Source organism: Streptomyces sp. NPDC007917 (genome assembly GCF_042959105.1).
GTDB lineage: Bacteria > Actinomycetota > Actinomycetes > Streptomycetales > Streptomycetaceae > Streptomyces.
In genome coordinates this window covers 197,300-223,701 of sequence record NZ_JBIBKK010000004.1, presented here as the reverse complement: position 1 = coordinate 223,701, position 26,402 = coordinate 197,300, and the positions used below count along the sequence as shown (strand labels likewise).

Genomic DNA, 26,402 nt, shown 5'->3' with positions numbered 1-26,402 from the left:
GCCGATACGGTGTGCGAATGCCGAAGAACGAGAACCTGTTCTCATCCTGGAGGGGCTGGTCCGGGCGCCTCACCTCCCGCCTGGTCCACCGCGGATGGCGCGCCGTACAGCGGGCCGGTGCGGTGACGGCCGACCGCCCCGGCCCCTACCGCTTCGGCCGCTTCGGCGTCGGCACCCGCCTCGCGTTCCCCCAGGGCACCATCTTCGGGGAACCGTGGATCCAGCTCGGCGACCACTGCGTCATAGGTCAGGACGTGACACTCACCGCGGGCATGATGCCGGGCCTCGACCTGGGCCCGGACCCCGTCCTGCGGCTCGGCAACGGCGTGGTCCTGGGCCGCGGCAGCCATGTGGTCGCCTCCCGGACCGTGGAGTTCGGCGACGACGTCTTCTGCGGCCCGTACGTCTATGTGACCAGCGACAACCACTCCTACGACGACCCGGACCAGCCCATAGGCCGGCAGTGGCCGCGCTCGGCCCCCGTCCACATCGGCTCCGGCAGCTGGCTGGGCGCGGGCGCGGTGATCCTGCCGGGGGCGCGGCTGGGCCGCAACGTGGTGGTCGCGGCGGGCGCGGTCGTACGGGGCGAGTTCCCCGATCACGCCGTGGTGGCCGGGGCACCCGCGCGGATCGTACGCCGCTGGGCCCCGGAATCCGGCTGGCAGCCGCCGCTGCGCACCCCCGCCCCGGTGCCGATCAGCGAGGACACGACCGTCGAGCAACTGCTCGCCCTCGCCGAGCAGGAGCGAGCGGGGGAACGCGGGCCGGCCGGAGCCGGGGACACGGACGTCGTAGCAGGTCAGTAGAGTTTCGGTGACTGTCCCCGACCATTGAGGTATCACCTGTGAGCCCGCCCCCTTCCCCCGTGACCGTGATCGGCATCGGCGCCGACGGCTGGGACGGGCTCGGTCCCGCGGGCCGGGAGGCGCTGCGCGCGGCCGAGGTGGTCATCGGCGGACACCGCCAACTGGAGCTGCTGCCACCGGAGTGCCCCGCCGAACGCGTGCCGTGGCCGTCGCCGCTGCGGCCCGCCGTGCCGGGGCTGTTCGCGGCGTACGCCGGGCGGCGGGTGTCCGTGCTGGCCAGCGGCGACCCCATGTTCTTCGGCATCGGCCGCGCCCTGGCCGAGGAGTTGGGCGCCGACCGGCTGCGGGTGCTGCCCCACCCGTCGTCCGTGTCCCAGGCCTGTGCCCGGCTGGGCTGGGCGGTGGAGGAGACCGAGGTGATCAGCCTCGTCGGACGGCCCCTCGCCTCCCTGGCCCGCGCCCTGCACGCCCGGCGGCGGCTGCTCGTCCTCAGCGCGGGCGCCGCCACCCCCGCCGAGGTCGCCGCGCTGCTGCGCGACCGCGGCTTCGGCCCCAGCCGGATGCGGGTCCTGGAGCAGCTGGGCGGCGAGCGCGAACGGCACCTCGAAGGCACCGCCGACCACTGGCACCACGCGCCCGGCGACCCCCTCAACGTCATCGCCGTCGTATGCGCCCCCGCCGCGGACACGCTGCGCCTGTCCGCCGTCCCCGGACTGCCGGACCAGGCGTACGAACACGACGGCCAGCTGACCAAGCGCCATGTGCGCGCCGCCACGCTCGCCGCGCTGGCCCCCGCCCCCGGAGAGCTGCTGTGGGACGTCGGCGGCGGCTCCGGCTCGATCGCCGTGGAGTGGATGCGTACGCACCGCGGTTGCGCCGCGGTGTCCGTCGAGCGGGACCCCGTACGGGCGACGCGCATCGGCCGCAACGCCGCCGCGCTCGGGGTGCCGGGGTTGCGCGTCGTCACCGGCGCCGCCCCGGACGCCCTGACCGGACTGCCCACCCCCGACGCGGTGTTCATCGGCGGCGGCCTGACCGCGCCCGGTCTGCTGGAGGCCTGCTGGGCGGCGCTGCCCACCGGCGGGCGGCTCGTCGCGAACACCGTGACGCTGGAGTCGGAGGCGCTGCTCGCCCACTGGTACCGGCGGTACGGCGGGGAGCTGGTGCGGCTCGCCGTCGCGCACGCCGCCCCGGTCGGCGGCTTCACCGGGTGGCGGCAGGCGATGCCGGTCACCCAGTGGGCCGCGGTCAAACCCGCGGCCGAGCACGCGGCCGAAGGCGCGGCCGGAGCTGTGGCCGGACCCGCGGCCGAGCATGTGACCAAAGCCGCGGTCGAAGCGGCCGAAGGAGAGACTGCCCCATGACCGTGTACTTCATCGGCGCGGGCCCCGGCGCCGCCGACCTGATCACCGTGCGCGGCGCCCGCACCCTCGCCCGCTGCCGGGTGTGCCTGTACGCGGGCAGCCTGGTGCCGCGCGAACTCCTCACCGAGTGCCCGCCGGACGCCCGCCTGGTCGACACCGCCCGGCTCAACCTCGACCAGATCACCGACGAGCTGGTCCGGGCCCACCGGGCGGGCGAGGACGTGGCCCGGCTGCACTCCGGCGACCCGTCGGTGTTCAGCGCCGTCGCCGAGCAGATGCGGCGGCTGGACGCGCACGGCGTGCCGTACGAGGTGATCCCCGGCGTCCCCGCGTTCGCCGCCGCGGCGGCGGCGCTGGGGCGCGAGCTGACCGTGCCGACCGTCGGCCAGACCGTCGTCCTCACCCGCGTCGCCCAGCAGGCCACCCCCATGCCGGACGGCGAGGACCTCGCCACCCTCGGCCGCAGCCGGGCGCTGATCGTGCTGCACCTCGCCGCCCGGTACGTGGACCGGGTGGTGGCCGAACTCCTCCCGCACTACGGCGCCGACTGCCCCGCGGCGGTGGTCGCCCGGGCCAGCCGCCCCGACGAACTGGTGCTGCGCGGCACCCTCGGCGACATCGCGGACCGCGTGAAGGAGGCGGGCGTGGTGCGCACCGCGGTCATCATGGTGGGCCGCACACTGGGCGCGGAGCAGTTCCGCGACAGCCACCTGTACTCGGCGGCGCGGGAGCGTTCGTAGCCCCCGGGAGCGTCAGGTGGCCGTTCCCCCAGGGCCCCGGGCCGCCGCGCGGCCCACGATCGTGCCCGCGCGATCGACGCAGAGGACGTCCACGGCCACCGGCGCCCCGCGCAGCACCCCGAGCGCCGTCTCCCGGGCCGCCGCCGCGACCAGATCGCCGAGCGGCACCCCGCGCGCCGCGCACAGCTGCATCGTCTGCAGGCCGGTGTTGGCCGCCGCCACCGCCGCCGCCAGCTCCTCGTCGGCGCCGCCGCGGCGGGCGAGTTCGGCGAGGAAGGCCTTGTCCACCTGCGAGCGGGAGGAGTGCAGATCCAGATGGCCCGCCGCGAGCTTGGAGAGCTTGGCGAAGCCCCCGGCGACGGTCAGCCGGTCCACCGGATGACGGCGCAGATACTTGAGCACCGCCCCCGCGAAGTCCCCCATGTCAAGCAGCGCGTCCTGCGGCAGCCCGTGTTCGGCCGTCGCGACCTTCTCCGAGGTCGCGCCCGTACACCCCGCCACATGCCGACGCCCCGCCGCGCGCGCCACATCCACCCCGCGCCGGATGCTGTCGATCCACGCCGAGCAGGAGTACGGCACCACGATGCCCGTCGTCCCGAGGATCGACAGCCCGCCGAGGATGCCCAGACGCGGGTTCCAGGTGCTGCGGGCGATCTCCTTGCCGTGGTCCACCGCGATCTCGACCTCGGCGTCGCCGGTGCCGCCGAGCCGGGCCGCCACCGACGCGATGTGATCGCGCATCATCTGCCGGGGCACCGGGTTGATCGCGGGCTCGCCGACCGCGAGCGGCAGCCCGGGACGGGTCACCGTGCCCACGCCGGGCCCGGCCCGGAAGACCACACCGCTGCCGGGCGGCAGCAGCCGCACCGTGGCGCGTACCACCGCGCCGTGCGTGACATCCGGATCGTCACCCGCGTCCTTGACCACCGCGGCCATCGCCCGGCCCGCCGTCAGCTCCTCGCCCGCGAGCGCGAACGCGGGCCGCTGCCCCCTCGGCAGTTCGATGGTCACCGGATCGGGGAACTCCGCGCTGAGCAGCGCGGTGTACGCGGCCGTCGCCGCCGCCGTCGCACACGCCCCGGTGGTCCAGCCGTGCCGCAGCCCCGAACGCGCCAGCTGCGCGCCGCGGCCCCCGGCCGGGGCGGTCCCGTCCTTCGATATCCGCTCAGCCACGGGAAGCTCCGCCTCTCGTCCAAGCGCCGGCCCCGCGCCGGGCGCGGCCCGGGGACCGTCCGGCGGCACTCACCCCTGGCCCGCCGGAGAGGCCCGGCGCCGCGCGGCCGGCCACGGCCATGGGAGGGTTGACCGGGCGCGGCCGGCCGGCCGCGGACCGGCACGGCACCACGCACCACGGAAGGCACCCGATGACACCGACCCCGGCGGAGGCCGCCCCAGGACCCCGGCCGCGCCGGCCCCGCCATGTGCTCATCCTCGGCGGCACCACCGAGGCGCGCCGACTGGCCGCCGACGTGGCCGATACCCCCGGGCTGTGCGTCACCAGCTCGCTGGCCGGGCGGGTCGCCGAGCCGCGGCTGCCGGCCGGGCAGGTGCGGATCGGCGGATTCGGGGGCTTTGAGGGCCTGGTTCGCTGGCTGCGCGAGCAGCAGGTGGACGCGGTCATCGACGCCACCCATCCTTTCGCCGGCACGATCAGTTTCAACGCGGCCCGGGCGGCCGCCACGGCCCATGTTCCCCTGCTCGCCCTGCGCCGCCCCGGCTGGGTGCCGGGCCCGGGGGACCGGTGGCACTGGGCGGGGTCGCTGGACGAGGCGGCCGGGCTGCTGCCCGCCCTGGGGCGGCGGATCTTCCTCACCACCGGGCGGATGGGCCTGGCCGCCTTCGCCCATCTGACCGAGCAGTGGTTCCTGGTCCGCTCCGTCGACGCGCCCGAGCCGCCGGCCCCGCCGCACATGGAAGTGGTGCTGGACCGCGGTCCGTTCACGGTGGCGGGGGAGGCGGAGCTGCTGCGCCGCCACCGCATCGACGTCGTGGTCACCAAGGACAGCGGTGCCGGTGCCACCGCCGCCAAGCTCACCGCGGCGCGGGAGGCCGGGCTGCCGGTCGTCGTCGTCCGGCGCCCCGCGGCCCCGGACGGCGTGCCCGTCGTACCCGACCCGGCGGCCGCCCTGGCCTGGCTGAGCACCACGCTCGGCTGACCTGCTGACCTGCTGACCGCGTGCCCGGCTGGTCAGCGCTCCGGGTAGCGGCGTGGCGTCCAGACGATCTCGGTGCCGTCGCCGCGCCGGGCGGTGCGGGTCTGGGAGGAGCCGACCAGCAGGATGGTGCGCATGTCGACCTGGGCCGGGTCGAGATCGGCCAGTCTGACGATGCGTATCCGCTCCTCGGGGCCGCCCACGTCCCGGCCGAGGACCACGGGCGTGTCCGGCGCGCGGTGTTCGAGCAGCAGTTCGCGCGCCTTGCCGACCTGCCAGATGCGGCTGCGCGAGCCGGGGTTGTACAGGGCGAGCACCAGGTCGGCCGCGGCGGCTGCGCGCAGCCGCTCGGCGATGACCTCCCAGGGCTTGAGCCGGTCCGACAGGGAGATCACCGCGTAGTCGTGGCCGAGCGGGGCGCCCGCGCGGGCCGCGGCCGCGTGGGCCGCGGTCATGCCGGGCACCACCCGGACCGGCACCTCGCGGTACGGGTCCTCGGCCGCCGCCTCCAGCACGGCGGTGGCCATGGCGAAGACGCCCGGATCGCCTGAGGAGACCACGGCGACCCGCCGTCCGTGCCGGGCCAGGTCGAGCGCGAACTCGGCGCGCTCGGCCTCCACCTTGTTGTCGGAGGCGTGCCGGCGCTGCCCCGGGCGCACCGGCACCCGGTCCAGATAGGTGGTGTAGCCGACCAGGTCCTCGGCGGCGGCCAGTTCGCCCCGTGCCTCGGGGGTCAGCCACAGCGGTCCCGCCGGGCCGAGGCCCACCACCACGACCTCGCCGCGGCCGGCCGGGGCCTGCGCGTCGATCCGGCTCGGCAGCACCGCCATCGAGAAGTAGGGCACCGATTCGGGGTCCACGTCGGCCAGCGGCGCCACGCGCTCCGCGCCCATCGTGGCCCGCTCCACGTACCGGGCCTCCGCCAGCCGCCCCGAGCGCTCCAGCGCCCGGCGCACCGCCGGGAAGGTGCGGCCGAGTTTCATCACGGCGGCCGAGTCGGTCGAGGCCAGGCGGGCCGTCAACTCCTCCTCCGGGAGCGTGCCGGGCAGCACGGTCAGCACCTCCTCGCCCTCCACCAGCGGAGCTCCGATCCGGGCGGCGGCGGCGCTCACGGAGGTGACGCCGGGGACGACCTCGGTGGGGTAGCGGTCGGCCAGGCGCTTGTGCATGTGCATGTACGAGCCGTAGAAGAGCGGGTCGCCCTCGGCGAGCACCGCGACCGTGCGCCCCGCGTCCAGGTGGGCGGCCAGCCGGGCCGCGGCGTCCGCGTAGAACTCCTCCATCGCGCCGCGGTAGCCGCCGGGGTGGTCGGTGGCCTCGGTGGTGACCGGGTAGACCAGCCGCTCCTCGATGTGGTCGGGCCGCAGATGGCGCTCGGCGATGGAGCGCGCGATGCTGCGGCCGTGCCGGGCGCTGTGGTACGCGACGACATCGGCCTCGGCGATGACCTCCACGGCGCGTACGGTCATCAGCGAGGGATCGCCGGGGCCAAGACCCACGCCGTAGAGCCGGCCGGTGTGCTGCTCGCTCACTCTTCCTCGCTCGCAATCGCGTTGACCGCGGCCGCGGCGATGGCGCTGCCGCCACGCCGGCCGCGCACCACCAGGTGGTCGAGCGCGGCCGGATGCCCGGCCAGCGCGTCCTTGGACTCGGCGGCGCCGATGAAGCCGACCGGGACGCCGATGACGGCGGCCGGGCGCGGCGCGCCCGTCTCGACCATCTCCAGCAGGCGGAACAGCGCCGTGGGCGCGTTGCCGATGGCCACCACCGCGCCCTCCAGCCGGTCCCGCCACAGCTCCAGTGCGGCGGCGCTGCGCGTGGTGCCCATCTTGCGGGCCAGTTCGGGAACGGTGGGGTCGGACAGGGTGCACACCACGTCGTTGTCCGCGGGCAGCCGCTTGCGGGTGACGCCGCTGGCCACCATGTGCGCGTCGCAGAGCACGGGCGCGCCGGCGCGCAGGGCGGCGCGGGCGCGGGCGACCACCTGGGGGGTGTACGCGAGGTCCTGGACGAGGTCGACCATCCCGCAGGCGTGGATCATCCGCACCGCGACCTGGCTGACGTCGGCGGGCAGAGCGCCCAAGTCGGCCTCGGCGCGGATGGTGGCAAAGGAGGCGCGGTATATGGCCGCGCCGTCCTTCTCGTAGTCGAACACTGTGTCCTCGATCATGTCGTTCCACGGGCCGCCGCCACGGCGCCGGCCACTTGCTCTGCTGTCACGTCCACGCCCCGCGCGGCCCCTGTGGCGCCTCGTACGGTGACCTGGTAGCCGTCGCCCGTCGCCAGTACGTCGACCCACCGGCCGCCGGGGTGGCCGCAGCGCCGCTCGCAGCCGGAGAAATACGCAGGCAGCCGGCCCCGCGGCCGGCCCGGTAGGCCGTTGCCGGACGCCCCGCCCGCCACCGCGCGCCCCGCCTCGGCACGCACATCGGCCAGGGACTTGGCGCAGCCCGGTCGGCCCGTACACGCGCCGACCCCGAGCCAGGGGGAGTCCGGCGCGGTCACCAGCCCGGCGTCGGCGAGCTCCCGCAGCGCGGCTTCGGCGCCGTCCGGGGAGAAACCGGGCAGCACCACGCCGCGCCAGGGTGTCACACGCAGCTCGCCCGAGCCGCCCTGGGAGGCGACCTTGGCGAGCAGCCGCCACTGAGCGGCGCTGAGCCGCCCCAGCGGAGCGGCGATCGACACCGCGCACCGCCCGTCCGGCCCGGCGACGAGCCCGATCGCGGGCGGCTCCTGGCTTCCCGGCCCCCGCGTGCCCGCGACGCCTCGCCCCGTGGCCGGCGGCGGGCCGTACGTGGGACCGGCCACGGCGGGGCGCTCGCTGCCACTGTGGACCCCTGCGGCGTCAGTCGCCGAGGTCTGCGCCCCAGCGACCCCGGAGACAGGACCGAGGCCCGCGAACCGGACCCCCGCTTCGGCGAGTCGCCGCGCCAACCCGTCCGCCGTCACGGCGTGTCGGGCCGGCAGCTCACGGACGCGCCAGATCCGCGTGCCACTCGCGCGCACCGCGTCGAGAAACGCCACGGCGGCCACCGCCGCCGCACGAGGCGCGTCCTCGGCCCGCACCCGGAGCTCAGCGCCTACGGTCCCGCCGCCCGGCCTGGACGAGGCCTCCGGACCGCCGTTCCCGGGTCCGTGCGGGGGGCCGGGGTGGGCGAGGGGCCGCGCAGGGTCCGGCGTGTCGCCATCGGGCTCCGCCCGGCCGTCCCGGCGTGCCGGGACGGCCGTCGTGCCGCGGGCGTCCGCCGGGCCAGGAGTGTCCGCCGCGCCGCAGCTGTCCGCCACGCCGGGCGCACCCGGCGCGCCGCGGGCATCTGCCGCGCACTCCCCGGGGTCCGGGCGCGTGCCCGGGGCGGCCGGTTCATGGCCCCCGGCGGAGCCAAGCCGCAGCAGCGCCTCGCCGTCCGGTGCTGCGATCAATGTCACATCCGCGCCCAGCGCCGCCACATCGCCCCGCCCGTCGTCGAGCGCGAACAGGAACCGGCCCGAGAGCTGCGCCAGTTCGGCGAATCCGGAACCCTCGGGCTCGTCGTCGCACAGCAGGGCGTCCAGCTCCCTCGCCCACGCCGAGACGTCCGCGTACCCCGCCCCGTCCAGCCCGGACAGCGGGGACGCCACGACGTTGCGCACCCGGTCGTGCCGGTCCGACGGGAGCAGTCCGGCCGTCCGCAGCCGCTCCGCGAGCCCGGCCGCGCACCCCGCGTCGAGACCGCGCAGCTGAAGATTGCCCCGGGAGGTGAGGTCCAGCCGGCCGTCCCCCAACTCCTCGGCCGCGAGCGACAGCACGAGGGCCTGACGCGCCGTCAGGAGCCCGGCCGGAACGCGTACCCGGGCCAGCGCGCCGTCGTCCGCCGGGTGCAGGCGCAGCGCCCCCGGGCAGGCGTCGGTGCGACCGCGCACGGTGGTTTCGTCCCCTGGTGGGGCGGTTGTCGGGGGGAGGGGCATGGCGGCGAGCATACCGACGATCGCCTCCCGCTCACCGCCCCACGGCAGGTCAGGAGCGCCTACTATGCTCACCGGCGGGTCGGTCCCGGCCCGCCACCACACAAGACGGCAAAAAGGGTAGGAAGCCGGTGGAAATCCGGCGCGGTCCCGCCACTGTGAGCGCGGCAGCCGGTATGCGACGGCCGCGCGAGCCAGGAACTCCCGCCGTCTTCAACCCGCCCGGGGCGCGGACCCCGAGGAAGGCCTGCCGTCGCATGATCCTGCTGCTGTCGACGTCCGACACCGACCTGCTCAGTGCCCGCGCGGCACAGACCCCGGTGCCCTTTTCGCTCGCCAACCCGGCCCGGCTCCCGCTGGACGACCTGCCCGCGCTCCTCGACGGCGTCGAACTCGTCGTCGTACGGCTGCTCGGCGGGGTGCGCGCCTGGCAGGAAGGGCTCGACACGCTCCTCGGCGGGGACCGCCCGGTCGTGGTCCTGACCGGCGAACAGGCCCCGGACGCCCAGCTCATGGAGGCCTCCACCGTTCCGGTCGGGATCGCCGCCGAGGCCCATGCCTATCTCGCACACGGAGGGCCCGGCAACCTCGGCCAGTTGGCCCGGTTCCTGTCCGACACCGTCCTGCTGACCGGTCACGGCTTCGAGCCGCCCGCGCCCGCGCCCTCGTGGGGCCCGCTGGAGCGCACCGTACGCGAGGACGTCACCGGGCCGCGGGTCGCCGTGCTCTACTACCGCGCCCACCACATGAGCGGCAACACCGCCTTCGTGGAGGCGCTGTGCCAGGCCGTCGAGGACGCCGGGGGCCGCCCGCTGCCGCTGTACGTCGCCTCGCTGCGCGCGCCCGAGCCCGAGCTGCTGGAGGCCCTTGCCGAGGCCGACGCGGTGGTGACGACGGTGCTGGCCGCGGGCGGCACCCGGCCCGCCGAGGCCTCGGCCGGTGGCGACGACGAGGCGTGGGACGCGGGCGCGCTGGCCGCGCTGGACGTACCGGTGCTGCAGGCGCTGTGCCTGACCGGCTCGCGCGCCGCGTGGGAGGAGAACGACGAGGGCCTTTCGCCCCTGGACGCGGCGACCCAGGTCGCCGTCCCGGAGTTCGACGGGCGGCTGATCACCGTGCCGTTCTCCTTCAAGGAGACCGACGAGGACGGCCTGCCCGTCTATGTCGCCGACCCCGAGCGCGCCGCGCGTGTCGCGGGAATCGCGGTACGACACGCCCGGCTGCGCCACATACCGGCGGCCGACAAGCGCCTCGCGCTCGTCCTGTCCGCCTACCCCACCAAGCACTCCCGCATCGGCAACGCCGTCGGCCTGGACACGCCCGCCAGCGCCGTCGCCTTGCTGCGCCGGCTGCGCGCGGACGGCTTCGACCTCGGCCCCGAGGAGGGGCCCGAGGCGCTGCCCGGCCTCGCCTCCGGCGACGGCGACGAGCTGATCCGCGCCCTCATCGAGGCGGGCGGCCACGACCAGGACTGGCTCACCGAGGAGCAGCTGGCCCGCAACCCGGTCCGGATCCCCGCCGCCGACTACCGCCGCTGGTACGCCAGGCTGCCGCAGGAGCTGCGCGAGGCGGTCGAGGAGCACTGGGGGCCGCCGCCGGGTGAGATGTTCGTCGACACCAGCCGCGACCCCGAGGGAGAGATCGTGCTGGCCGCGCTGCGCCGGGGCAATCTCCTGGTCGCCATCCAGCCGCCGCGCGGCTTCGGCGAGAACCCGATCGCCATCTACCACGACCCCGACCTGCCGCCCTCCCACCACTACCTGGCCGCCTACCGCTGGATCGCCACCCCCAGGGCCGACGGCGGCTTCGGCGCCGACGCCATGGTGCACCTGGGCAAACACGGCAATCTGGAGTGGCTGCCGGGCAAGAACGCGGGCCTGTCCGCCGCCTGCGGCCCCGACGCCGCGCTGGGCGACCTGCCGCTGATCTACCCGTTCCTGGTCAACGACCCGGGGGAGGGCACCCAGGCCAAGCGCCGCGCGCACGCCACCCTCGTCGACCACCTCGTGCCGCCCATGGCCCGCGCCGACTCCTACGGCGACATCGCGCGCCTGGAGCAGCTGCTGGACGAGTACGCCGCCATCTCCGCGATGGACCCGGCCAAACTCCCCGCCATCCGCGCCCAGATCTGGACCCTCATCCAGGCCGCCAGGCTCGACCACGACCTCGGCCTGGAGGACCGGCCGGACGACGACGGCTTCGACGACTTCCTGCTGCATGTGGACGGCTGGCTGTGCGAGGTCAAGGACGCCCAGATCCGCGACGGTCTGCATGTCCTCGGCGCCGCCCCGTCCGGCCCCGAGCGGGTCAATCTCGTCCTGGCCATTCTGCGTGCCCGGCAGATCTGGGGCGGCACCTCGGCGCTCCCCGGGCTGCGCGAGGCCCTTGGCCTCGACGAGTCGGCCGCCACCCGCACCGGCGCGGACGAGGCGGAGGACCGCGCCCGCGCCCTCGTCCAGGCGATGGAGGACGCCGACTGGGCGCCGGAGGCCGTCGAGAAGGCGTGTCTGGGGCTGCCCGAGGAGCAGCGCGACGCGGTGACCGCGATCCTCGACTTCGCCGCCCGCGAGGTCGTACCGCGGCTGGCCGCCACCACCGACGAGATCGACCACGCCGTGCACGCGCTGAACGGCGGCTTCGTGCCCGCGGGCCCCTCAGGATCGCCACTGCGCGGCCTGGTCAACGTCCTGCCGACAGGCCGTAACTTCTACTCCGTCGACCCCAAGGCCGTGCCCAGCCGGCTGGCCTGGGAGACAGGCCAGGCGCTCGCCGACTCGCTGCTGGAGCGCTACCGCGCCGACAACGACGGCGCCTGGCCGCGCTCCGTCGGCCTGTCGCTGTGGGGCACCAGCGCGATGCGCACCTCGGGCGACGACGTGGCCGAAGCGCTGGCGCTGCTGGGCGTCCGCCCGGTGTGGGACGACGCCTCGCGGCGCGTCACGGGACTCGAACCCGTCACCCTCGACCAGCTGGGCCGCCCCAGGATCGATGTCACCCTGCGCATCAGCGGCTTCTTCCGCGACGCGTTCCCGCATGTCGTGGCGCTGCTCGACGACGCCGTACGCCTCGCCGCCTCCCTCGACGAGCCCGACGACAACTACATCCGCGCCCACGCCCAGGCCGACCTCGCCGAGCACGGCGACGAGCGCCGCGCCACCACCCGCATCTTCGGCTCGCGCCCCGGCACCTACGGCGCGGGCCTGCTCCAGCTCATCGACAGCCGCGACTGGCGCACCGACGCCGACCTGGCGGAGGTCTACACGGTCTGGGGTGGCTACGCGTACGGCCGCGGCCTGGAAGGGCGCCCGGCCCGCGCGGAGATGGAGAGCGCCTACCGCCGGATCGCGGTCGCGGCCAAGAACACCGACACCCGCGAACACGACATCGCCGACTCGGACGACTACTTCCAGTACCACGGCGGCATGGTCGCCACCGTGCGCGCCCTCAAGGGCACCGCCCCCGCCGCGTACATCGGCGACTCCACCCGCCCCGAGACGGTCCGCACCCGCACCCTGCACGAGGAGACCTCCCGGGTCTTCCGCGCGCGCGTGGTCAACCCGCGCTGGATCGAGGCGATGCGCCGCCACGGTTACAAGGGTGCCTTCGAACTCGCCGCGACCGTCGACTACCTCTTCGGCTATGACGCCACGACGGGCGTGGTCGCCGACTGGATGTACGACAAACTCGCCCAGAGCTATCTCCTCGACCCAGAGAACCGCTCCTTCCTCCAGGAGGCCAACCCCTGGGCGCTGCACGGCATGGCCGAGCGGCTGCTGGAGGCCGAGAGCCGCGGCCTGTGGGAGCACCCCGACCCCGAGGTCCTGGCGGCGGTGCGGGAGCTGTACCTGGAGACCGAAGGAGGCCTGGAAGGCGGGGAGGACGAGGCCGAATGACCGGGACGGGGAGTGCGGCGGCACCCGGCACGCCGCCCCTGGAGTCGGTGGGCTGGGTGTGCGTACGCGACGGGCGGCTGCTGGCCGTGCGCACCCGCGGGCGCGACGCGTTCTACCTGCCCGGAGGCAAGCTCGAACCGGGGGAGGACGGGCCCCGGGCGCTGGCCCGGGAGCTCGCCGAAGAGCTCGGCCTGACCGCTGCGCCCGCGGCCCTGGCCGCACCGGAGTCCTTCGTCATCGAGGACGAGGCACACGGCCAGAACGGCCGGCGGCTGCGGATGACCTGCTACGCGGGCCCGGCCGAGGGCGAGCCGGTCCCGGGCCGGGAAATCGCCGAGCTGGCCTGGCTCACGGCGGACGGGGCGGGCCGCTGTGCGCCCGCGCTGCGGCAGGTGCTGCACCGGCTGGTCGCCGAGGGCCGCGTCCGCCGCGCGTGAGGCGGGCCGGCCGGGCCGGCCCGGCGCCGGGCCGGGATCGATCGGGGGTCAGGAGCGCTTGAGGGGCGCCGGGGAAGCGGGGGGCCGGGAGGCCGAGCGGACCCGCTCGGGCCAGGGCGGGCAGTTCACCAGCTCGGCCCACTCCCGGTCGTAGCGCCCCGGCACGGCCCGGCCCGCGGAGGCCCAGCGCTCGACCAGGGCGGCGTAGATGGGCACACAGGTGCTCTGGTGGAGCGTTTCGCCGCCCGCGGTGCTCCGGTCCAGCGCTCTGCTCGGCTGCGAGAGAGAACGGCGTCGCATCGTCGTCGTCATGTCAGGCCAACGCGCCGCGCCCGGCGCGGTCACCGGCTCCCCGACGAGCTCACCCGGACCGGGGCGGTCTCGCACATATCACCGACCACGCCCCGACAATGAAAAGCGTTGCCGAATTCAGAAAAGCATTCCGTATCGCCGCCGCCGGCACGCGATCGCGGCACTTGATAACCGTGTCCATTGCAGCCTTTGGATTATTTTCCGATGTGCTGTTCACTTGCGCTGTTCCGAGGAGCGATTCGAGGAGGAGTGGGTGGGCACCCATACGCACGGGCACGGGGAGGGCCATGCCGGGCACAGCCATGGCGTGGCGGAGAACGCCGACCGCCGCTGGCTGGTGGCGGCGCTCACGCTGATCAGCGGCTTCATCGTGATCGAGGGCATCATCGGCGTGCTGGCACGCTCGCTGGCGCTGCTCTCCGACGCCGCCCATATGCTCACCGACGCCGCCTCCATCGTGCTCGCGCTGTTCGCGATCCGACTCGCGGCCCGCCCCTCGCGCGGCGGCTACACCTACGGGCTCAAACGCGCCGAAATTCTCTCCGCCCAGGCCAACGGGCTCTCGCTGCTGCTGCTGGCGGTGTGGCTGGGCTATGAGGCGGTGGAGCGGCTGATCGACCCGCCCGATGTGAACGGAGCTCTGGTCCTGGCCACCGGAATCGCCGGAGTGGCGGTCAACATCGCGGCGGCCTGGTGCATGTCCAAGGCCAACCGCAGCTCACTCAACGTCGAAGGCGCCTATCAGCACATCCTCAACGACCTCTACGCCTTCATCGGCACCGCCGTCTCCGGTGTCATCGTGGTGACCACCGGTTTCGCGCGGGCGGACGCGATCGCCTCGCTCGTCGTGGTCGCGCTCATGGTCAAGGCCGGGGTGGGACTGGTCCGGGCCTCGGGCCGGGTGCTGCTGGAGGCCGCGCCGAGCGGGGTCGAGCCCGACGAGATCGGCGACCGGCTGGTGTCCCATCCGGCCGTGGCCGAGGTGCACGATCTGCATGTCTGGCAGATCACCTCGGGGGAGGTCTCCCTCTCCGCTCATGTGCTGGTCGCGGCCCCGGACGGCGACTGCCACGCCGTCCGCGAGGACCTGGAGCGGGTGCTGGGCGAGACGTACGGAATCACCCACACCACCCTGCAGGTCGACCACCTCGGCGACCGCCGGCCGCCGAGCGACGCGCACGGCCCGAGCCCGGCCGTCGAGGGCGACGCGCGCGACGAGCACTGCCTCGCCGCGCATGGGCCGGTGCACCGCTCGGCGCCGCACGGCCATTGACGAATTGGCGGTGCGGGTAATCCACCACCCCGGTTCGGAAATGCAACCCTGAGCGGGTACGCCTCATCAAATAAATCGCGGGTTTCAGGTTCATGGGCTTCTCAACCGCCCGCTATCGGGCCTGCCGGTCCGGGCGGTCGAGGGCGACCGGGGGCAGGAATTCACGGATGAGCGTGCGGTGCCACCACGCCCCGGTGGCCCGCAACTCACGCCAGGTCGTGAAGCGGTACAGAAACAGGCGGGCGCGGATGTGGGTGGGCGGTGCGTCGGGGAAGGGGCACACCCGCAGCAGCTTCAGCGTCGCCCGGTCGCCCTCCAGCAGCTTGGTGACCAGCGGGCCGAACCAGGACCTGGCGTAGGCCGCAGAGATCCCGGCGAACCACATCATCCAGTCGAGACGCAGATGGTACGGGGCGAACTGGCGCGGCATCCGGCGTACATCGCCCGGCTTGCCCCGGAACTCGTACTCTTTCCACACCGTGTCCGGCGTGGGCACCGGCTCGTCGGTGCCCTGGATGACCACCTCGAACCGCGAGCGGCTGACGGTGCCGAAGGCGCCGTAGGTGTTGACCAGGTGCAGCGGGTTGAAGGAGTAGTTCATCAGCTGACTGCCGGACACCAGGTTCCGGGCCGGCCAGTAGCTGAGCACCACCACCAGGACGGTGGCGGCCAGCACCAGGGCCTCGAACCACACCGGGGGAGCGGCGAGCGGTGGCGGCTCGGGCAGTCCCAGCGCCCGGGCCGCGCGCCGCCCGTCCACCGCGGCGAGGGCCAGCAGGATGGTCACCCAGTTCAGCCACGAGAAGTTGCCGGACGCGACCAGCCACAGCTGGGTGACCACGATCACGCCCCCGGCCACGCTCGCCACCGGCTGCGGCGTGAACAGCGCGAAGGGCACGGCCAGCTGGGCCATGTGGTTGGCCGCGACCTCGACCCGGTGCAGGGGCTTCGGCAGCCGGTGGAAGAACCAGCTCAGCGGGCCCGGCATCGGCTGTGTCTCGTGGTGGTAGTACAGACAGGTCAGCTGCCGCCAGCAGCGGTCCCCGCGGATCTTGATCAGCCCGGCGCCGAACTCGACCCGGAACAGCAGCCAGCGCAGCAGCCACAGCACCAGAACCGGTGGCGCGGTGTGGGAGTTGCCGAGGAAGACGGCGAGGAAGCCGGTCTCCAGCAGCAGGGACTCCCAGCCGAACCCGTACCAGACCTGCCCCACGTTGACGATCGACAGATACAGCAGCCACAGCACCAGCCACATCAGCATCGCGGCCCACAGCGGCACCCGGTCCGCGGCCCCCGCCACCACCGCGGCGGCGAGCGCGGCCCCCAGCCAGGCGCAGCCGGTGAAGAAGCGGTCCGAGAAGTGGAGGTGGAACAGGCTCGGGGAGCGCCGGAACGGTATCCGCGCGGTGAACCGCGGCACCGGCGTCAGGCCGCGCTCGCCGATCAGGGCCCGCCCCTGGTTCGCCGCGACCACGAAGGCGATCAGATACAGGGCCGCCAGCCCCCGCTGGAAGACCAGCCGGGTCAGCCAGTAGTCGGATGAGGTGAACCACTCCATGCGGAACCGCTCCCTGGGCCTGTTTCCCGGCTCGGTTCGCCCTCGCCGCCGGGCACTCGGCTATCCGTACCACCTACGGTTAAACGGGTGCGGCCCGGCGGGCCCCGGGCGGGCCGAGTTCATCCGGTCGGCGCGGGTCCGCCCGCCGGTCCTCGCTTAACCGGTTCAGGGCCCCTGCTTTCATGGCTCGGTTCGCCTCCGGGGCGCCACAGCCCCTGTCGGCTCACTTGCCGGGCGGGGCGGTGCTGCCGCGCGGGGTGAGGGCCGGGGTGGGCGCTTGGTGGGCGCTGGGCGCGGCCTGGCCGAGCACGTCGAACAGGCGGCGGGCCACCTCGGCCCCGAAGCCGAACACGTCGTGGCTCATCGCCGACAGCGTGGGGTGGGTGAGCTGGCACAGCTGGGAGTCGTCCCAGGCCAGCAGGGAGACGTCCGCGGGCACCGAGAGACCCATCTCGGCGGTCACCGACAGGCCGGCCACCGCCATGATGTCGTTGTCGTAGATGACCGCCGTCGGCCGGTCGGCCGAGGCCAGCAGCGCCCGTGTGGCACGCGCCCCCTCCTCTCCCGAGAAGTCGGTGGCCACCGTGCGCCCGTCGGCCAGCCCCAGCTCCCGCACGGCCGCTTCGAAGGCGGCGGTGCGGATCACGCTGTGCCCCAGCGTGGCGGGGCCGCTCACCCGGGCGATCCGCCGGTGGCCCAGCGCCGCCAGATAGCGCACCGCCTCGGTGACGGCGCTGCCGTCGTCGGTCCATACGCAGGTGAACCCGCCGGCCAGGGAGGGATGCCCGGCGGCCACGGCGGGCACCCCGAGCCGGCGCAGCTCGGGGACGCGCGGATCCCCGTCGTGGAGGTCGACCAGAATCGACCCGCCGACCTGCCGCCCCCGCCACCACGCCTCCTGGACCGCGATCTCCTCCCGCACATCCCGCACCAGCCGCAGCAGCAGCGAGCAGGACCGCTCGACGAGCACGCTCTCGATGCCCGAGACGAACTCCATGAACCACGGCTCGAGCCCCAGCATCCGGGCCGGCCGGGCGATGGCCAGGCCCACGGCGTCCACCCGCGCGTTGGACAGCGATCTGGCGGACAGATGCGGCGCCCAGCCCAGCTCCCGGGCGGCCTCGAAGATCCGGGCCCGGGTGGCCTGGGAGACGCCCGGGCGGTCGTTGAAGGCGAGTGACACCGCCCCCTTGGAGACCCCGGCCCGCGCGGCGACGTCCTTGATGGTGACGCGCCTCGCCGGACCCGCCGTGACCTCGCTGTCCATGCACCGACTCCCGCTGCTCGGCTGCCGCTCGCGACGAACGCCACACCCTACCGCGTCGGTAAACCGGTCAAGGTCCCTTTTCCGGTGCCCGTGCCGCGAACGGCCCCCGGCCGCGCCGTTCGCGGTCCCTCAGCCGCTCCGCCGGTACGCCGCCGCAGTGGGCGCGGGACCGCGGCCGAGGACCTGGCCGAGGGCGCCCATCGGCGGTCTGAGCAGATCGCCGGCCAGGGGGAGCGACGGGCTCGGCGCCATCAGGCCCCGCAGCCCGGCCGGAAGGGGCAGCCGGTGCCAGGGGACATACCGGCCCACCAGGCCGAAGGCCGCGCGCACCGGGGCGGGCAGAACGGCGGCACGAAGTGATGCGACGGGGGTCAGTAGCCCGGCGGGGGTCAGCGGTCCGGCGGGCGTCAGCGGTCCGTCAGGGCCCAGCGGTCCGGCGGCGCTCAGCGGTCCGTCAGGGCCCAGCGGTCCGGCGGCGCTCAGCGGTCCCTCTGGGCTGAGCGGTCCGGCGGGGGTCAGGCGCAGCCCGAGGTGATGGGCGCCGCTCGCCTCGTACGCGGCCTTGCGGGCGCGGTTGAGGTTGCCCAGCGGACGGAACTCCTCCGTGGTGTGCCAGGGGTTGAAGGCGAGCTGTTCCACCCGGCGCGCCGCCGAGCGGGCCGCGGCCGCGTCCAGGTCCTGGCGCGGCACGGTCAGCAGGGCCACCGGGATGACGGGCGTGTCGCTCTCCCGCCACTCCACCGAGCCGTCCTCGACCGGGGTGCGGCGCTCGTCCAGATACCGCTGCACACACAGCTCGAAGCAGATGTCGCCGGTGAACAGGCGCTGCGTCAGCTCGCGGTACAGGTAGTCGGGGACGCCCCGGTCGGGCGGCGGGGCCGGGGTGCCACCGGGCGCGGGGCGCAGCTGGTAGCGGACCGGCCCCGCGTCGCCCCACAGGATCGCCCCGCAGCTCCAGAAGGTCTCGCGGGCCAGCGAGCCGACCGCGTACCGGGCCGCGGTGTGCACATTGCGGCGCATCCGGGCCGCGGTCGACCAGCCGACGGCCAGCGGCAGCTTCACCAGCAGCCCGAAGGCCTGCTCGGCGGCGCTGCCCGCGCCCGCCATGGCCTTGGCGAAGGCGACGTATTCGCGTGCGTCGGCGGCGTGCGACACCGGGAAGCTGGTCGCCAGCAGATCGTGGGTCCCCTCGGCCCCGGCCCGCACCCGCACGGCCAGCCCCCGCAGACCGGGCGCGGCGTGCGGCCGTTCGGCGCCGCTCGCGTCGGACAGCCGCACCGCGGCCGGGTACTCGGCGCCCGGCTGCGCGTAGCCGACCCGCAGCGCCATCGGCAGATCGTCGTGGAAGCGCAGCCGGGCGTTGTCCACGCCGAGCGTCGCCTTGGTGTGGAAGGTGCGCAGGAGGTGCGCGGGGCCGCCGCCGTGCCGGTTCGCCCGCTGCACGCCCACCAGCTCATGCGCCAGCTTGTCGAGGACCAGCCGCTCCGCCTCCAGACTGCCGCCCTCGTACCGTTCGTAGGGGAGGAGCGACGTGGCGTGACGGAGTGTGGACCGCTCGTGCTGTGCGGTGTCGACCATGGGGGAAGCCTCCGTGCGGGACGGCGAGAGACGCGGTACGGCGGGGTGGCGCGGGCGTGCCGAGCCGGTGCGCGGCGCCGGTCCGGCTCTGCGGTCAGCGTAGGAGCGGCCTGGCGGACCCGCAGCTCAGCGCCGCCGGAGGGGTGACCGGCGGACGCCGGGCCGCTGCGGCACACTGGTCTCATGCCGGAACTGCCGGAGGTGGAGGCCCTGGCCCAGATCCTGGCCGAGCGCGCCGTCGGCCGGGAGATCGCCGGTGTCCACCCCGCCGCGGTCAGCGTCCTCAAGACGTACGACCCGCCGCTGACCGACGTCGAAGGGCGCACCGTCACCGCGGTACGGCGCCACGGCAAGTTCCTCGACCTGGCCACCGACGGCCCGCATCTGGTCCTCCACCTCGCCAGGGCGGGCTGGCTGCGCTGGCGGGACGGCCTTCCCGAGGCCCCGCCCCGGCCGGGCAAAGGTCCGCTCGCGCTGCGGCTGCGCCTGGCCGGCCCGGAGGGCGCGGGCTTCGACCTCACCGAGGCGGGCTCCCGCAAGGCGCTGTCCGTCTACTGTGTGCGCGACCCCCAGGAGGTGCCGGGCATCGCCCGGCTGGGCCCGGACCCGCTGGCGGAGTCCTTCACCCTCGAGACGTTCGCCGGGCTGCTGCGCGGAGTGCGCCACCGGATCAAGGGCGTGCTGCGCGACCAGAGCGTCATCGCCGGGATCGGCAACGCCTATTCGGACGAGATCCTGCACGCCGCCCGGATGTCGCCCTACCGGCTGGCAGGGGACCTCACCGACGAGGAGGTCACCCGGCTGTACGAGGCGATGGGCGCCACGCTGCGCGAGGCCGTCGAGCGCTCCCTCGGGCCGGCGGCGCGCGATCTGAAGGCGGAGAAGCGCAGCGGCATGCGGGTGCACGGCCGCACCGGACAGCCCTGCCCGGTGTGCGGCGACATGGTCCGCGAGGTGTCCTTCGCGGACTCCTCCCTGCAGTACTGCCCCACCTGCCAGACCGGCGGGAAACCGCTCGCCGACCGGCGGCTGTCCCGGCTGCTGAAGTAGCGCGGTGGGCGGCCGCGAAGGGCCGCGCCGCGGGCGGGCCGTCGTGTCGGCGATCGCCGTGCTGAGCAGCCGGCCGTCCACCGCCCGGCCGCCGCCCCGAAGCGCCCCGCGCCCTCGCACAGTTGCCCCGTCCCCCACACACACGACCGCCAATGACCCCTTAAAATGCCGCCGTTCGCGAGGGACCCGGCGCCATATCGGCCGGGGACTGGACGGCGTCGGCCGACCCTGATAGCGCTGTGCCGAGCAGCACCCGCACCACCCCCTGTCCCCCCACTCCACTCCACGGAGCACCATGACCAATGCCCTGATCATCGGTGGCGGAATCGCCGGAACCGTGACCGCGATCGCCCTGCGCAAGGCCGGGATCAACGCGGCCGTGTACGAGGCATGTCCCTCTCCCGACACAGCCGGCACCGCCGCCACCGACGCGGGTGCGTTCCTGCTCGTCTCCGCCAACGGCATGGAGGCGCTGCGCACCATCGACACACACCAGCCGGTGCTGGACAACTCCTTCCCGGCAGGGCGCGCCGACTTCATCAGCAACACCGGCAAACGGCTCGGCGGGCGGCCCATGGCCGGCTCCGAGGAGGGCGCGCTGGGCGCCCGTACGATCAAACGCGCCGTCCTGGCACGGGTGTTGCGCGACGAGGCGGCGCGCCGCGGCGTACGCGTCGAGCACGGCAAGCGCCTCCTGGCGGCCCAGACCGGCCCGGAGGGACGCGTGGTGGCGTCCTTCGCGGACGGCGGGCGGGCGCAGGGGGACCTGCTCGTCGGCGCCGACGGAATCCACTCCCTCATCCGCAGGACCATCGAGGCCGCGGCTCCCCGGCCGCGCTTCACCGGCCAGCACACGGTGTGCGGCTACACCCGCGACGCCGCGTCGCCCCCGGACCGCGACACCTACGCCATGATCTACGGCAAGCGCGCGTTCTTCGGCTGCACCACGGCCCCCGACGGCGAGGTCTGGTGGTTCGCCAACGCCCCGGGCGCCGAGCTGTCCAAGGACGAGATCGCGGCGACCACCGCGGAGCAGTGGCGGGAACAGCTGGCCGGTCTGTTCGCGGGGGACAACACCCCGGCGGCCGAGATCATCCGCGCGAGCGGCGAGTCCATCGTCGCCACCAACGCTTACGACATCGCCTCGACACCCACCTGGTCCGACGAGACGATGGTCCTGGTGGGGGACGCGGTGCACGCCTGTGCGCCGAACGCCGCCCAGGGCGCGTCCCTGGCCATCGAGGACGGCGTGGTGCTCGCCAAGTGCCTGCGCGACCTGCGCACTCCCCGGTCGGCCTTCGCCGCGTACGAGGGGCTGCGCCGCGAGCGGGTGGAGCGGGTGGTCGCGACGAGCGCGGGCCTGGTCCGCCGCACCGCGCCCGGGCCGGTGGGCCGGGCCCTGAGGGACGCGATACTCCCGCGCAAACTCGAACGGGCGGACGGCGGCGGCGCGGACTGGCTGACCGGTTACCGCATCGACTGGGACGAGCGCGTCACGGAGGAGGCGGCGCGCGCCCGGCGGTGACGCGCCGCGGACGCGGCACGAGGGCTCGGCCTCAGGGGCGCGTGAGTCTCCCTGAGGCCAAGCCCTGAACAACGGCGCCGGCTGTTAGGGGTTTGGCGTCGGCACCTGGGGGCACTTGGAGCGTTCCGTGTGATCCCCACGCCCCGGAGCCCCGCGTGAACCGAGTCCGCATCGTGATCGTCGGCGCCGGATTCGCCGGCTACCAGGCGGCCCGTACGCTCTCCCGCACCCTGCGGGACAAGGCGGAGATCGTCCTGGTCAACCCCAACGACTACTTTCTGTATCTGCCGCTGCTGCCGGAAGTGGCGGCCGCGGTCCTGGAACCCCGACGGGTCTCGGTCTCCCTCACCCAGACCCTGCCAGGGGTACGCCTGGTGCTCGGCGAGGTCGACTCGGTCGATCTCGACGCGCGCCGGATCGCCTGGACGGACCCCGAGGGCCGGCGCGGCGGGACGGACTACGACCGGCTCGTCCTGGCCGTCGGGAGCGTCAACAAGCTGCTGCCGATCCCCGGCGTGGCCGAGCACGCGCACGGCTTCCGGGGCATGCCCGAGGCGCTCTACCTCCGCGACCACATGATCCGCCAGATCGAGCTGGCCGGTGCCACCGACGACCCCGCGGAGCGGGCCGCCCGCTGCACCTTCGTGGTGGTCGGCGCCGGGTACACCGGCACCGAGGTGGCCGCACACGGCGTCCTGCTCACCGACACGCTCGCCCGCCGCAACGCCGCGCTGCGCGGCGCCCCGTCACCGCGCTGGCTGCTGCTGGACATCGCGGACCGGGTGCTGCCCGAGCTCGACCGGAGGCTGTCCGACACCGCGCACCGGGTGCTGACCAAGCGCGGTGTGGACGTCCGTACGGGCACCTCGGTCAAGGAGGCCACCGAGGACGGCGTGTTGCTCGACACCGGTGAGTTCATCGCGACCCGGTCGCTGATCTGGTGCGTGGGCGTCCGCCCCGACCCGCTGGTGGCCGACGTCGGACTGCCGACCGAGCGGGGGCGGCTGTGCGTCGACCCGTATCTCGCCGTGCCGGGCCACCCCGAGGTGCTGGCGTGCGGGGACGCGGCGGCGGTGCCCGACCTCACCCGCCCGGGCCAGTTCACGCCGATGACCGCGCAGCACGCGCACCGGCAGGGCAAGGTGGCGGGCCGCAATGTCGCCGCCTCGCTCGGGTACGGCACGCGGCGCCCGTACAAACACCACGACCTCGGCTTCACCGTCGACCTCGGCGGGCTGCAGGGAGCCGCCAATCCGCTGCACGTGCCGCTGTCCGGACCGGTGGCCAACCTGGTCACCCGCGGCTACCACCTGATGGCGATGCCCGGCAACCGCGTCCGGGTCGCCACCGACTGGCTGATCGACGCGGTGCTGCCGCCCCAGGGCGTACAGCTGGGGATGGTGCGCTCCTGGGCGGTCCCGCTGGACACCGAGGCGCCCGAGCGGGTCCGGATGCCCCACACGTCCCCGGACGGCCGCTGATGGACCAGGGAGCAGCGACCGGGGACCAGGAACCAAGGACCCGGGAAACCGCCGGACCCGGAGCCGGAACTGGAAGGAGCGACATGCAAGACCACCTGCTCAGCGAGCTCGGACAGCAGCTCCGAGTGGACTCGGTGCGGGCTGCGGCGGCCGCCGGATCCGGCCATCCGACCTCGTCGATGTCGGCCGCGGACCTGGTGGCCGTCCTGCTGGCGAACCACCTGCGCTACGACTTCGAACAACCCCGCCACCCCGGCAACGACCACCTGGTCTTCTCCAAGGGACATGCGTCCCCGCTGCTGTACTCCCTGTTCAAGGCGGCCGGGGCGATCAGCGACGAAGAACTGCTCACTTTCCGCAAGCTCGGCAGCCGGCTGGAGGGACACCCCACGCCACGGCTGCCCTGGGTGGACGTGGCCACCGGATCGCTCGGACAGGGGCTGCCCGTCGGCGTCGGACTGGCGCTCGCCGGCAAGCGCCTGGACAAGGTCGACAGCCGCGTCTGGGTGCTGTGCGGGGACAGCGAGCTGGCCGAGGGGTCGGTGTGGGAGGCCGTCGAACACGGCTGCTACGAGCACCTCGACAACCTCACCCTCATCATCGACGTGAACCGGCTGGGCCAGCGCGGGCCCACCCGCCACGCATGGGACCTGGGCGCGTACGCGCGCCGTATGCACGCCTTCGGCTGGCACACCATCGAGATCGACGGCCATGACATCGCCGCGATCGACCGCGCCTACGGCGAGGCGCTCTCCACGGTCGGCCGGCCCACGGCGATCATCGCCCGCACCGTGAAGGGCCGGGGCGTCGCCGCCGTGGAGAACCGGGAGGGCCTGCACGGCAAGCCGCTGCCGGACCCCGAGGAGGCGGTCGCCGAACTCGGCGGCGTACGGGAGATGGCCGTACCGGTCCTCGGCCCGCCCGCGGTCGGCATCGCGCAGCCGTTGAGCGAAGGCCCCCTGAGCCTGCCGCACTTCGACCCCGGCGACGAGGTCGCCACACGGGACGCGTTCGGGCAGGCACTGGCCGCCCTCGGCACGGCCCGCGGCGATGTGGTGGTGCTCGACGGCGAGGTGGGCGACTCCACGCGCACCGAGCTCTTCGCCAAGGAGCACCCCGAGCGGTTCTTCGAGTGCTACATCGCCGAACAGCAGCTGGTGGCCGCCGCCGTCGGGTTCCAGGCGCGCGGCTGGATCCCGTACGCGTCCACCTTCGCGGCCTTCTTCACCCGCGCCTACGACTTCGTACGGATGGCCTCCATCAGCCGGGCGGACCTCAACCTGGTCGGGTCGCACGCCGGGGTGGCCATCGGCGAGGACGGCCCCTCACAGATGGGACTCGAGGACCTGGCGGCCTTCCGGGCGGTGCACGACAGCACGGTGCTGTACCCCTGCGACGCCAACCAGGCCGCCCGGCTCACCGCCTCGATGGCCGAGGAGTCGGGCATCCGCTATCTGCGCACCACCCGCGGCAAGACCCCGGTCATCTACCCGCCCTCCGAACACTTCCCCATCGGCGGCAGCAAGCTGGTGCGCGCCACGGACGACGACCGCGTGACCATCGTCGCGGCCGGAGTGACCCTGCACGAGGCCGTCGCCGCCGCCGACCGGCTCGCCCAGGAAGGCATCTCCGCCCGCGTCATCGACCTGTACACGATCAAGCCGGTGGACGCGCAAACCCTCAGGGCCGCCGCCGACCTGACGGGGGCCATGGTCACCGTCGAGGACCACCACCCCGAGGGCGGCCTGGGCGACGCGGTGCTCGAGGCCTTCTGCGACGGCTACCCGATGCCCCCCACGGCCAGGCTCGCCGTGCGCGACATGCCGGCCTCCGCCACCCCGGCGCAGCAACTGGCCGCGGCCGGGATCGACGCGGAGGCCATCGCCGCCGCCGCCCGCCAACTGGTCGGCGCGGGGACCTGACGTACAACCGCCCACTGTGCAAGGAGCGGACCATGAGCAACGACCACGGAAAGCGTGTGGTGGTGGTCGGCGCGACCGGCAACACCGGCACCAGCGTCCTGCGGGCACTCGGCGAGGATCCGGACGTCGCCTCCGTCGTGGGGATCGCCCGCCGCATCCCCGCCTGGACGCCGCCGAAGGTGACCTGGGTGCGGGCCGACATCGCGGAGGAGGCGGACGACCTGGTCCGGCCCCTCGAAGGCGCCGACGCCGTGATCCACCTGGCCTGGCTCATCCAGCCCAGCCACGCCCCGGTGACCACCTGGCGGACCAATGTCCTCGGCAGCATCCGCCTCTTCGAGGCCGTCGCGGCCGCGGAGGTGCCGGCGCTGGTGTACGCGTCCTCGGTGGGGGCGTACTCGCCAGGCCCCCAGGACCGCCGGGTGGACGAGTCCTGGCCCACCCACGGCTGGCCCGAGGCCGCGTATTGCCGCGGAAAGGCCTACCTGGAGCGGGTGCTGGACGCCTACGAGGGCGAGCACCCGCAGGTCAGGGTGGTGCGGATGCGCCCCGCCTTCCTCTTCAAGGAGCAGTCAGCCGCCGAGCAGCGCCGCCTGTTCCTGGGCCCGCTCCTGCCCCGCCGGCTGGTGCGCCCCGCCCTGCTGCCGGTGGTGCCCGACATCCGCGGCCTGCTGCTGCAGGCCCTGCACACCGACGACGCGGCCGAGGCCTACCGGCTCGCGGTCGGCCGGGATGTGCGCGGCGCCTTCAACCTGGCTGCCGAACCCCCGCTCGACGCGCGCGTGCTCGCCGAGATGCTGGGCGCGAAAGTGGTCCGGACACCCCGTGCCGCCGCCCGCTCGGCACTGGCCGCCGCCTGGCACCTCCGCCTGGTCCCCGCCTCCCCCCAACTGTTCGACGCCGCGCTGAGGCTGCCGCTGATGGACGCCGCCCGTGCCCGCGACGAACTGGGCTGGCAGCCGCGACGCACCTCCGCGGAGACGTTCGAGGAGTTCCTCCACGGCCTGCGCCACGGCACCGGCATGGAGACGGCACCGCTGGTGGGACACACGAGCAGCGGCTGACGCCACTTCGGCGGCTTCACGATGAGTCGCGGATCGG

At 74.5% G+C, this 26,402-nt stretch carries 20 protein-coding genes and 1 riboswitch; of the genes, 12 read left to right on the top strand and 8 right to left on the bottom strand.

Annotated elements, in window-relative coordinates:
* Positions 1-17: 17 nt before the first annotated feature.
* Genes ACFZDL_RS09470 through cobM form a run of 3 tightly spaced genes read left to right on the top strand, consistent with a single transcriptional unit; the run spans position 18 to position 2,910 of the window.
* Positions 18-806, top strand: a complete 789-nt coding sequence (locus ACFZDL_RS09470; protein ID WP_353589958.1) for an acyltransferase — start codon at positions 18-20, stop codon at positions 804-806.
* A 38-nt stretch (positions 807-844) separates the two neighbouring features.
* Positions 845-2,170 (top strand): precorrin-6y C5,15-methyltransferase (decarboxylating) subunit CbiE, encoded by a 1,326-nt coding sequence (gene cbiE, locus ACFZDL_RS09465; RefSeq protein ID WP_353589957.1) that lies wholly within the window; start codon positions 845-847, stop codon positions 2,168-2,170.
* Complete coding sequence (cobM, locus tag ACFZDL_RS09460) at positions 2,167-2,910, top strand: precorrin-4 C(11)-methyltransferase (RefSeq protein WP_353589956.1); 744 nt, start codon at positions 2,167-2,169, stop codon at positions 2,908-2,910. Before cbiE ends, cobM begins: the two co-directional genes overlap by 4 nt.
* A 12-nt stretch (positions 2,911-2,922) precedes the next feature.
* Here the strand turns inward: cobM and ACFZDL_RS09455 are convergent, their stop codons facing one another.
* Entirely contained in the window at positions 2,923-4,083 is a 1,161-nt protein-coding gene (locus ACFZDL_RS09455) for a cobalt-precorrin-5B (C(1))-methyltransferase (protein WP_353589955.1), read from the bottom strand.
* 191 nt (positions 4,084-4,274) lie between these two features.
* Here ACFZDL_RS09455 and ACFZDL_RS09450 point away from each other — a divergent pair, with 191 nt between their 5' ends.
* Entirely contained in the window at positions 4,275-5,066 is a 792-nt protein-coding gene (locus ACFZDL_RS09450; RefSeq protein WP_353589954.1) for a cobalt-precorrin-6A reductase, read from the top strand.
* A gap of 32 nt (positions 5,067-5,098) precedes the next feature.
* Here the strand turns inward: ACFZDL_RS09450 and ACFZDL_RS09445 are convergent, their stop codons facing one another.
* The 3 genes from ACFZDL_RS09445 to ACFZDL_RS09435 are packed head-to-tail and all read right to left on the bottom strand — an operon-like array spanning position 5,099 to position 9,008.
* On the bottom strand, positions 5,099-6,595 hold the full coding sequence (locus ACFZDL_RS09445) for a precorrin-2 C(20)-methyltransferase (protein ID WP_353589953.1): 1,497 nt from the start codon (positions 6,593-6,595) through the stop codon (positions 5,099-5,101).
* The gene (locus tag ACFZDL_RS09440) at positions 6,592-7,233 is read right to left on the bottom strand and encodes a precorrin-8X methylmutase (RefSeq protein ID WP_353589952.1); all 642 of its coding nucleotides are present in this window, start codon (positions 7,231-7,233) and stop codon (positions 6,592-6,594) included. The genes ACFZDL_RS09445 and ACFZDL_RS09440 overlap by 4 nt, the downstream gene beginning before the upstream one ends.
* A complete protein-coding gene (locus ACFZDL_RS09435) occupies positions 7,230-9,008 on the bottom strand; it encodes a nitrite reductase (protein WP_391190789.1) in 1,779 nt (592 codons plus the stop codon). The genes ACFZDL_RS09440 and ACFZDL_RS09435 overlap by 4 nt, the downstream gene beginning before the upstream one ends.
* Positions 9,009-9,071: 63 nt before the next feature.
* Positions 9,072-9,232, top strand: a riboswitch (cobalamin riboswitch).
* A 30-nt stretch (positions 9,233-9,262) separates the two neighbouring features.
* On the opposite strand from ACFZDL_RS09435, the gene cobN reads away from it, so the two are divergent.
* Entirely contained in the window at positions 9,263-12,898 is a 3,636-nt protein-coding gene (gene cobN / locus ACFZDL_RS09430) for a cobaltochelatase subunit CobN (RefSeq protein WP_353589951.1), read from the top strand.
* Entirely contained in the window at positions 12,895-13,335 is a 441-nt protein-coding gene (locus ACFZDL_RS09425) for an NUDIX domain-containing protein (RefSeq protein ID WP_353589950.1), read from the top strand. Before cobN ends, ACFZDL_RS09425 begins: the two co-directional genes overlap by 4 nt.
* 48 nt (positions 13,336-13,383) lie before the next feature.
* On the opposite strand, the gene ACFZDL_RS09420 is transcribed toward ACFZDL_RS09425, so the two are convergent.
* A complete protein-coding gene (locus ACFZDL_RS09420; protein ID WP_353589949.1) occupies positions 13,384-13,635 on the bottom strand; it encodes a hypothetical protein in 252 nt (83 codons plus the stop codon).
* Positions 13,636-13,900: 265 nt separating this feature from the next.
* On the opposite strand from ACFZDL_RS09420, the gene ACFZDL_RS09415 reads away from it, so the two are divergent.
* Complete coding sequence (locus ACFZDL_RS09415; RefSeq protein ID WP_353590097.1) at positions 13,901-14,920, top strand: cation diffusion facilitator family transporter; 1,020 nt, start codon at positions 13,901-13,903, stop codon at positions 14,918-14,920.
* A 112-nt stretch (positions 14,921-15,032) separates the two neighbouring features.
* Here ACFZDL_RS09415 and ACFZDL_RS09410 read toward each other — a convergent pair whose 3' ends face one another.
* The 3 genes from ACFZDL_RS09410 to ACFZDL_RS09400 all read right to left on the bottom strand — a co-directional run bounded on the left by ACFZDL_RS09410 (position 15,033) and on the right by ACFZDL_RS09400 (position 19,323).
* Positions 15,033-16,478 (bottom strand): lipase maturation factor family protein, encoded by a 1,446-nt coding sequence (locus ACFZDL_RS09410; protein WP_353589948.1) that lies wholly within the window; start codon positions 16,476-16,478, stop codon positions 15,033-15,035.
* A gap of 223 nt (positions 16,479-16,701) precedes the next feature.
* Positions 16,702-17,745, bottom strand: coding sequence for a LacI family DNA-binding transcriptional regulator (locus ACFZDL_RS09405; RefSeq protein ID WP_353589947.1), 1,044 nt, complete (start codon positions 17,743-17,745; stop codon positions 16,702-16,704).
* A 129-nt stretch (positions 17,746-17,874) separates the two neighbouring features.
* Positions 17,875-19,323 (bottom strand): hypothetical protein, encoded by a 1,449-nt coding sequence (locus ACFZDL_RS09400; RefSeq protein WP_353589946.1) that lies wholly within the window; start codon positions 19,321-19,323, stop codon positions 17,875-17,877.
* A gap of 183 nt (positions 19,324-19,506) precedes the next feature.
* Between ACFZDL_RS09400 and ACFZDL_RS09395 the strand changes: the two genes are divergently transcribed.
* From ACFZDL_RS09395 to ACFZDL_RS09375, 5 genes are all read left to right on the top strand, one after another.
* Entirely contained in the window at positions 19,507-20,373 is an 867-nt protein-coding gene (locus tag ACFZDL_RS09395; protein WP_353589945.1) for a DNA-formamidopyrimidine glycosylase family protein, read from the top strand.
* 295 nt (positions 20,374-20,668) lie between these two features.
* Entirely contained in the window at positions 20,669-21,898 is a 1,230-nt protein-coding gene (locus ACFZDL_RS09390; protein ID WP_353589944.1) for an FAD-dependent monooxygenase, read from the top strand.
* A gap of 155 nt (positions 21,899-22,053) precedes the next feature.
* Positions 22,054-23,379, top strand: a complete 1,326-nt coding sequence (locus ACFZDL_RS09385; RefSeq protein WP_353589943.1) for an NAD(P)/FAD-dependent oxidoreductase — start codon at positions 22,054-22,056, stop codon at positions 23,377-23,379.
* 83 nt (positions 23,380-23,462) lie between these two features.
* Positions 23,463-25,301, top strand: coding sequence for a transketolase (locus tag ACFZDL_RS09380; RefSeq protein WP_353589942.1), 1,839 nt, complete (start codon positions 23,463-23,465; stop codon positions 25,299-25,301).
* A 32-nt stretch (positions 25,302-25,333) separates the two neighbouring features.
* On the top strand, positions 25,334-26,365 hold the full coding sequence (locus tag ACFZDL_RS09375; protein ID WP_353589941.1) for an NAD-dependent epimerase/dehydratase family protein: 1,032 nt from the start codon (positions 25,334-25,336) through the stop codon (positions 26,363-26,365).
* The last annotated feature ends 37 nt before the right edge of the window (positions 26,366-26,402 follow it).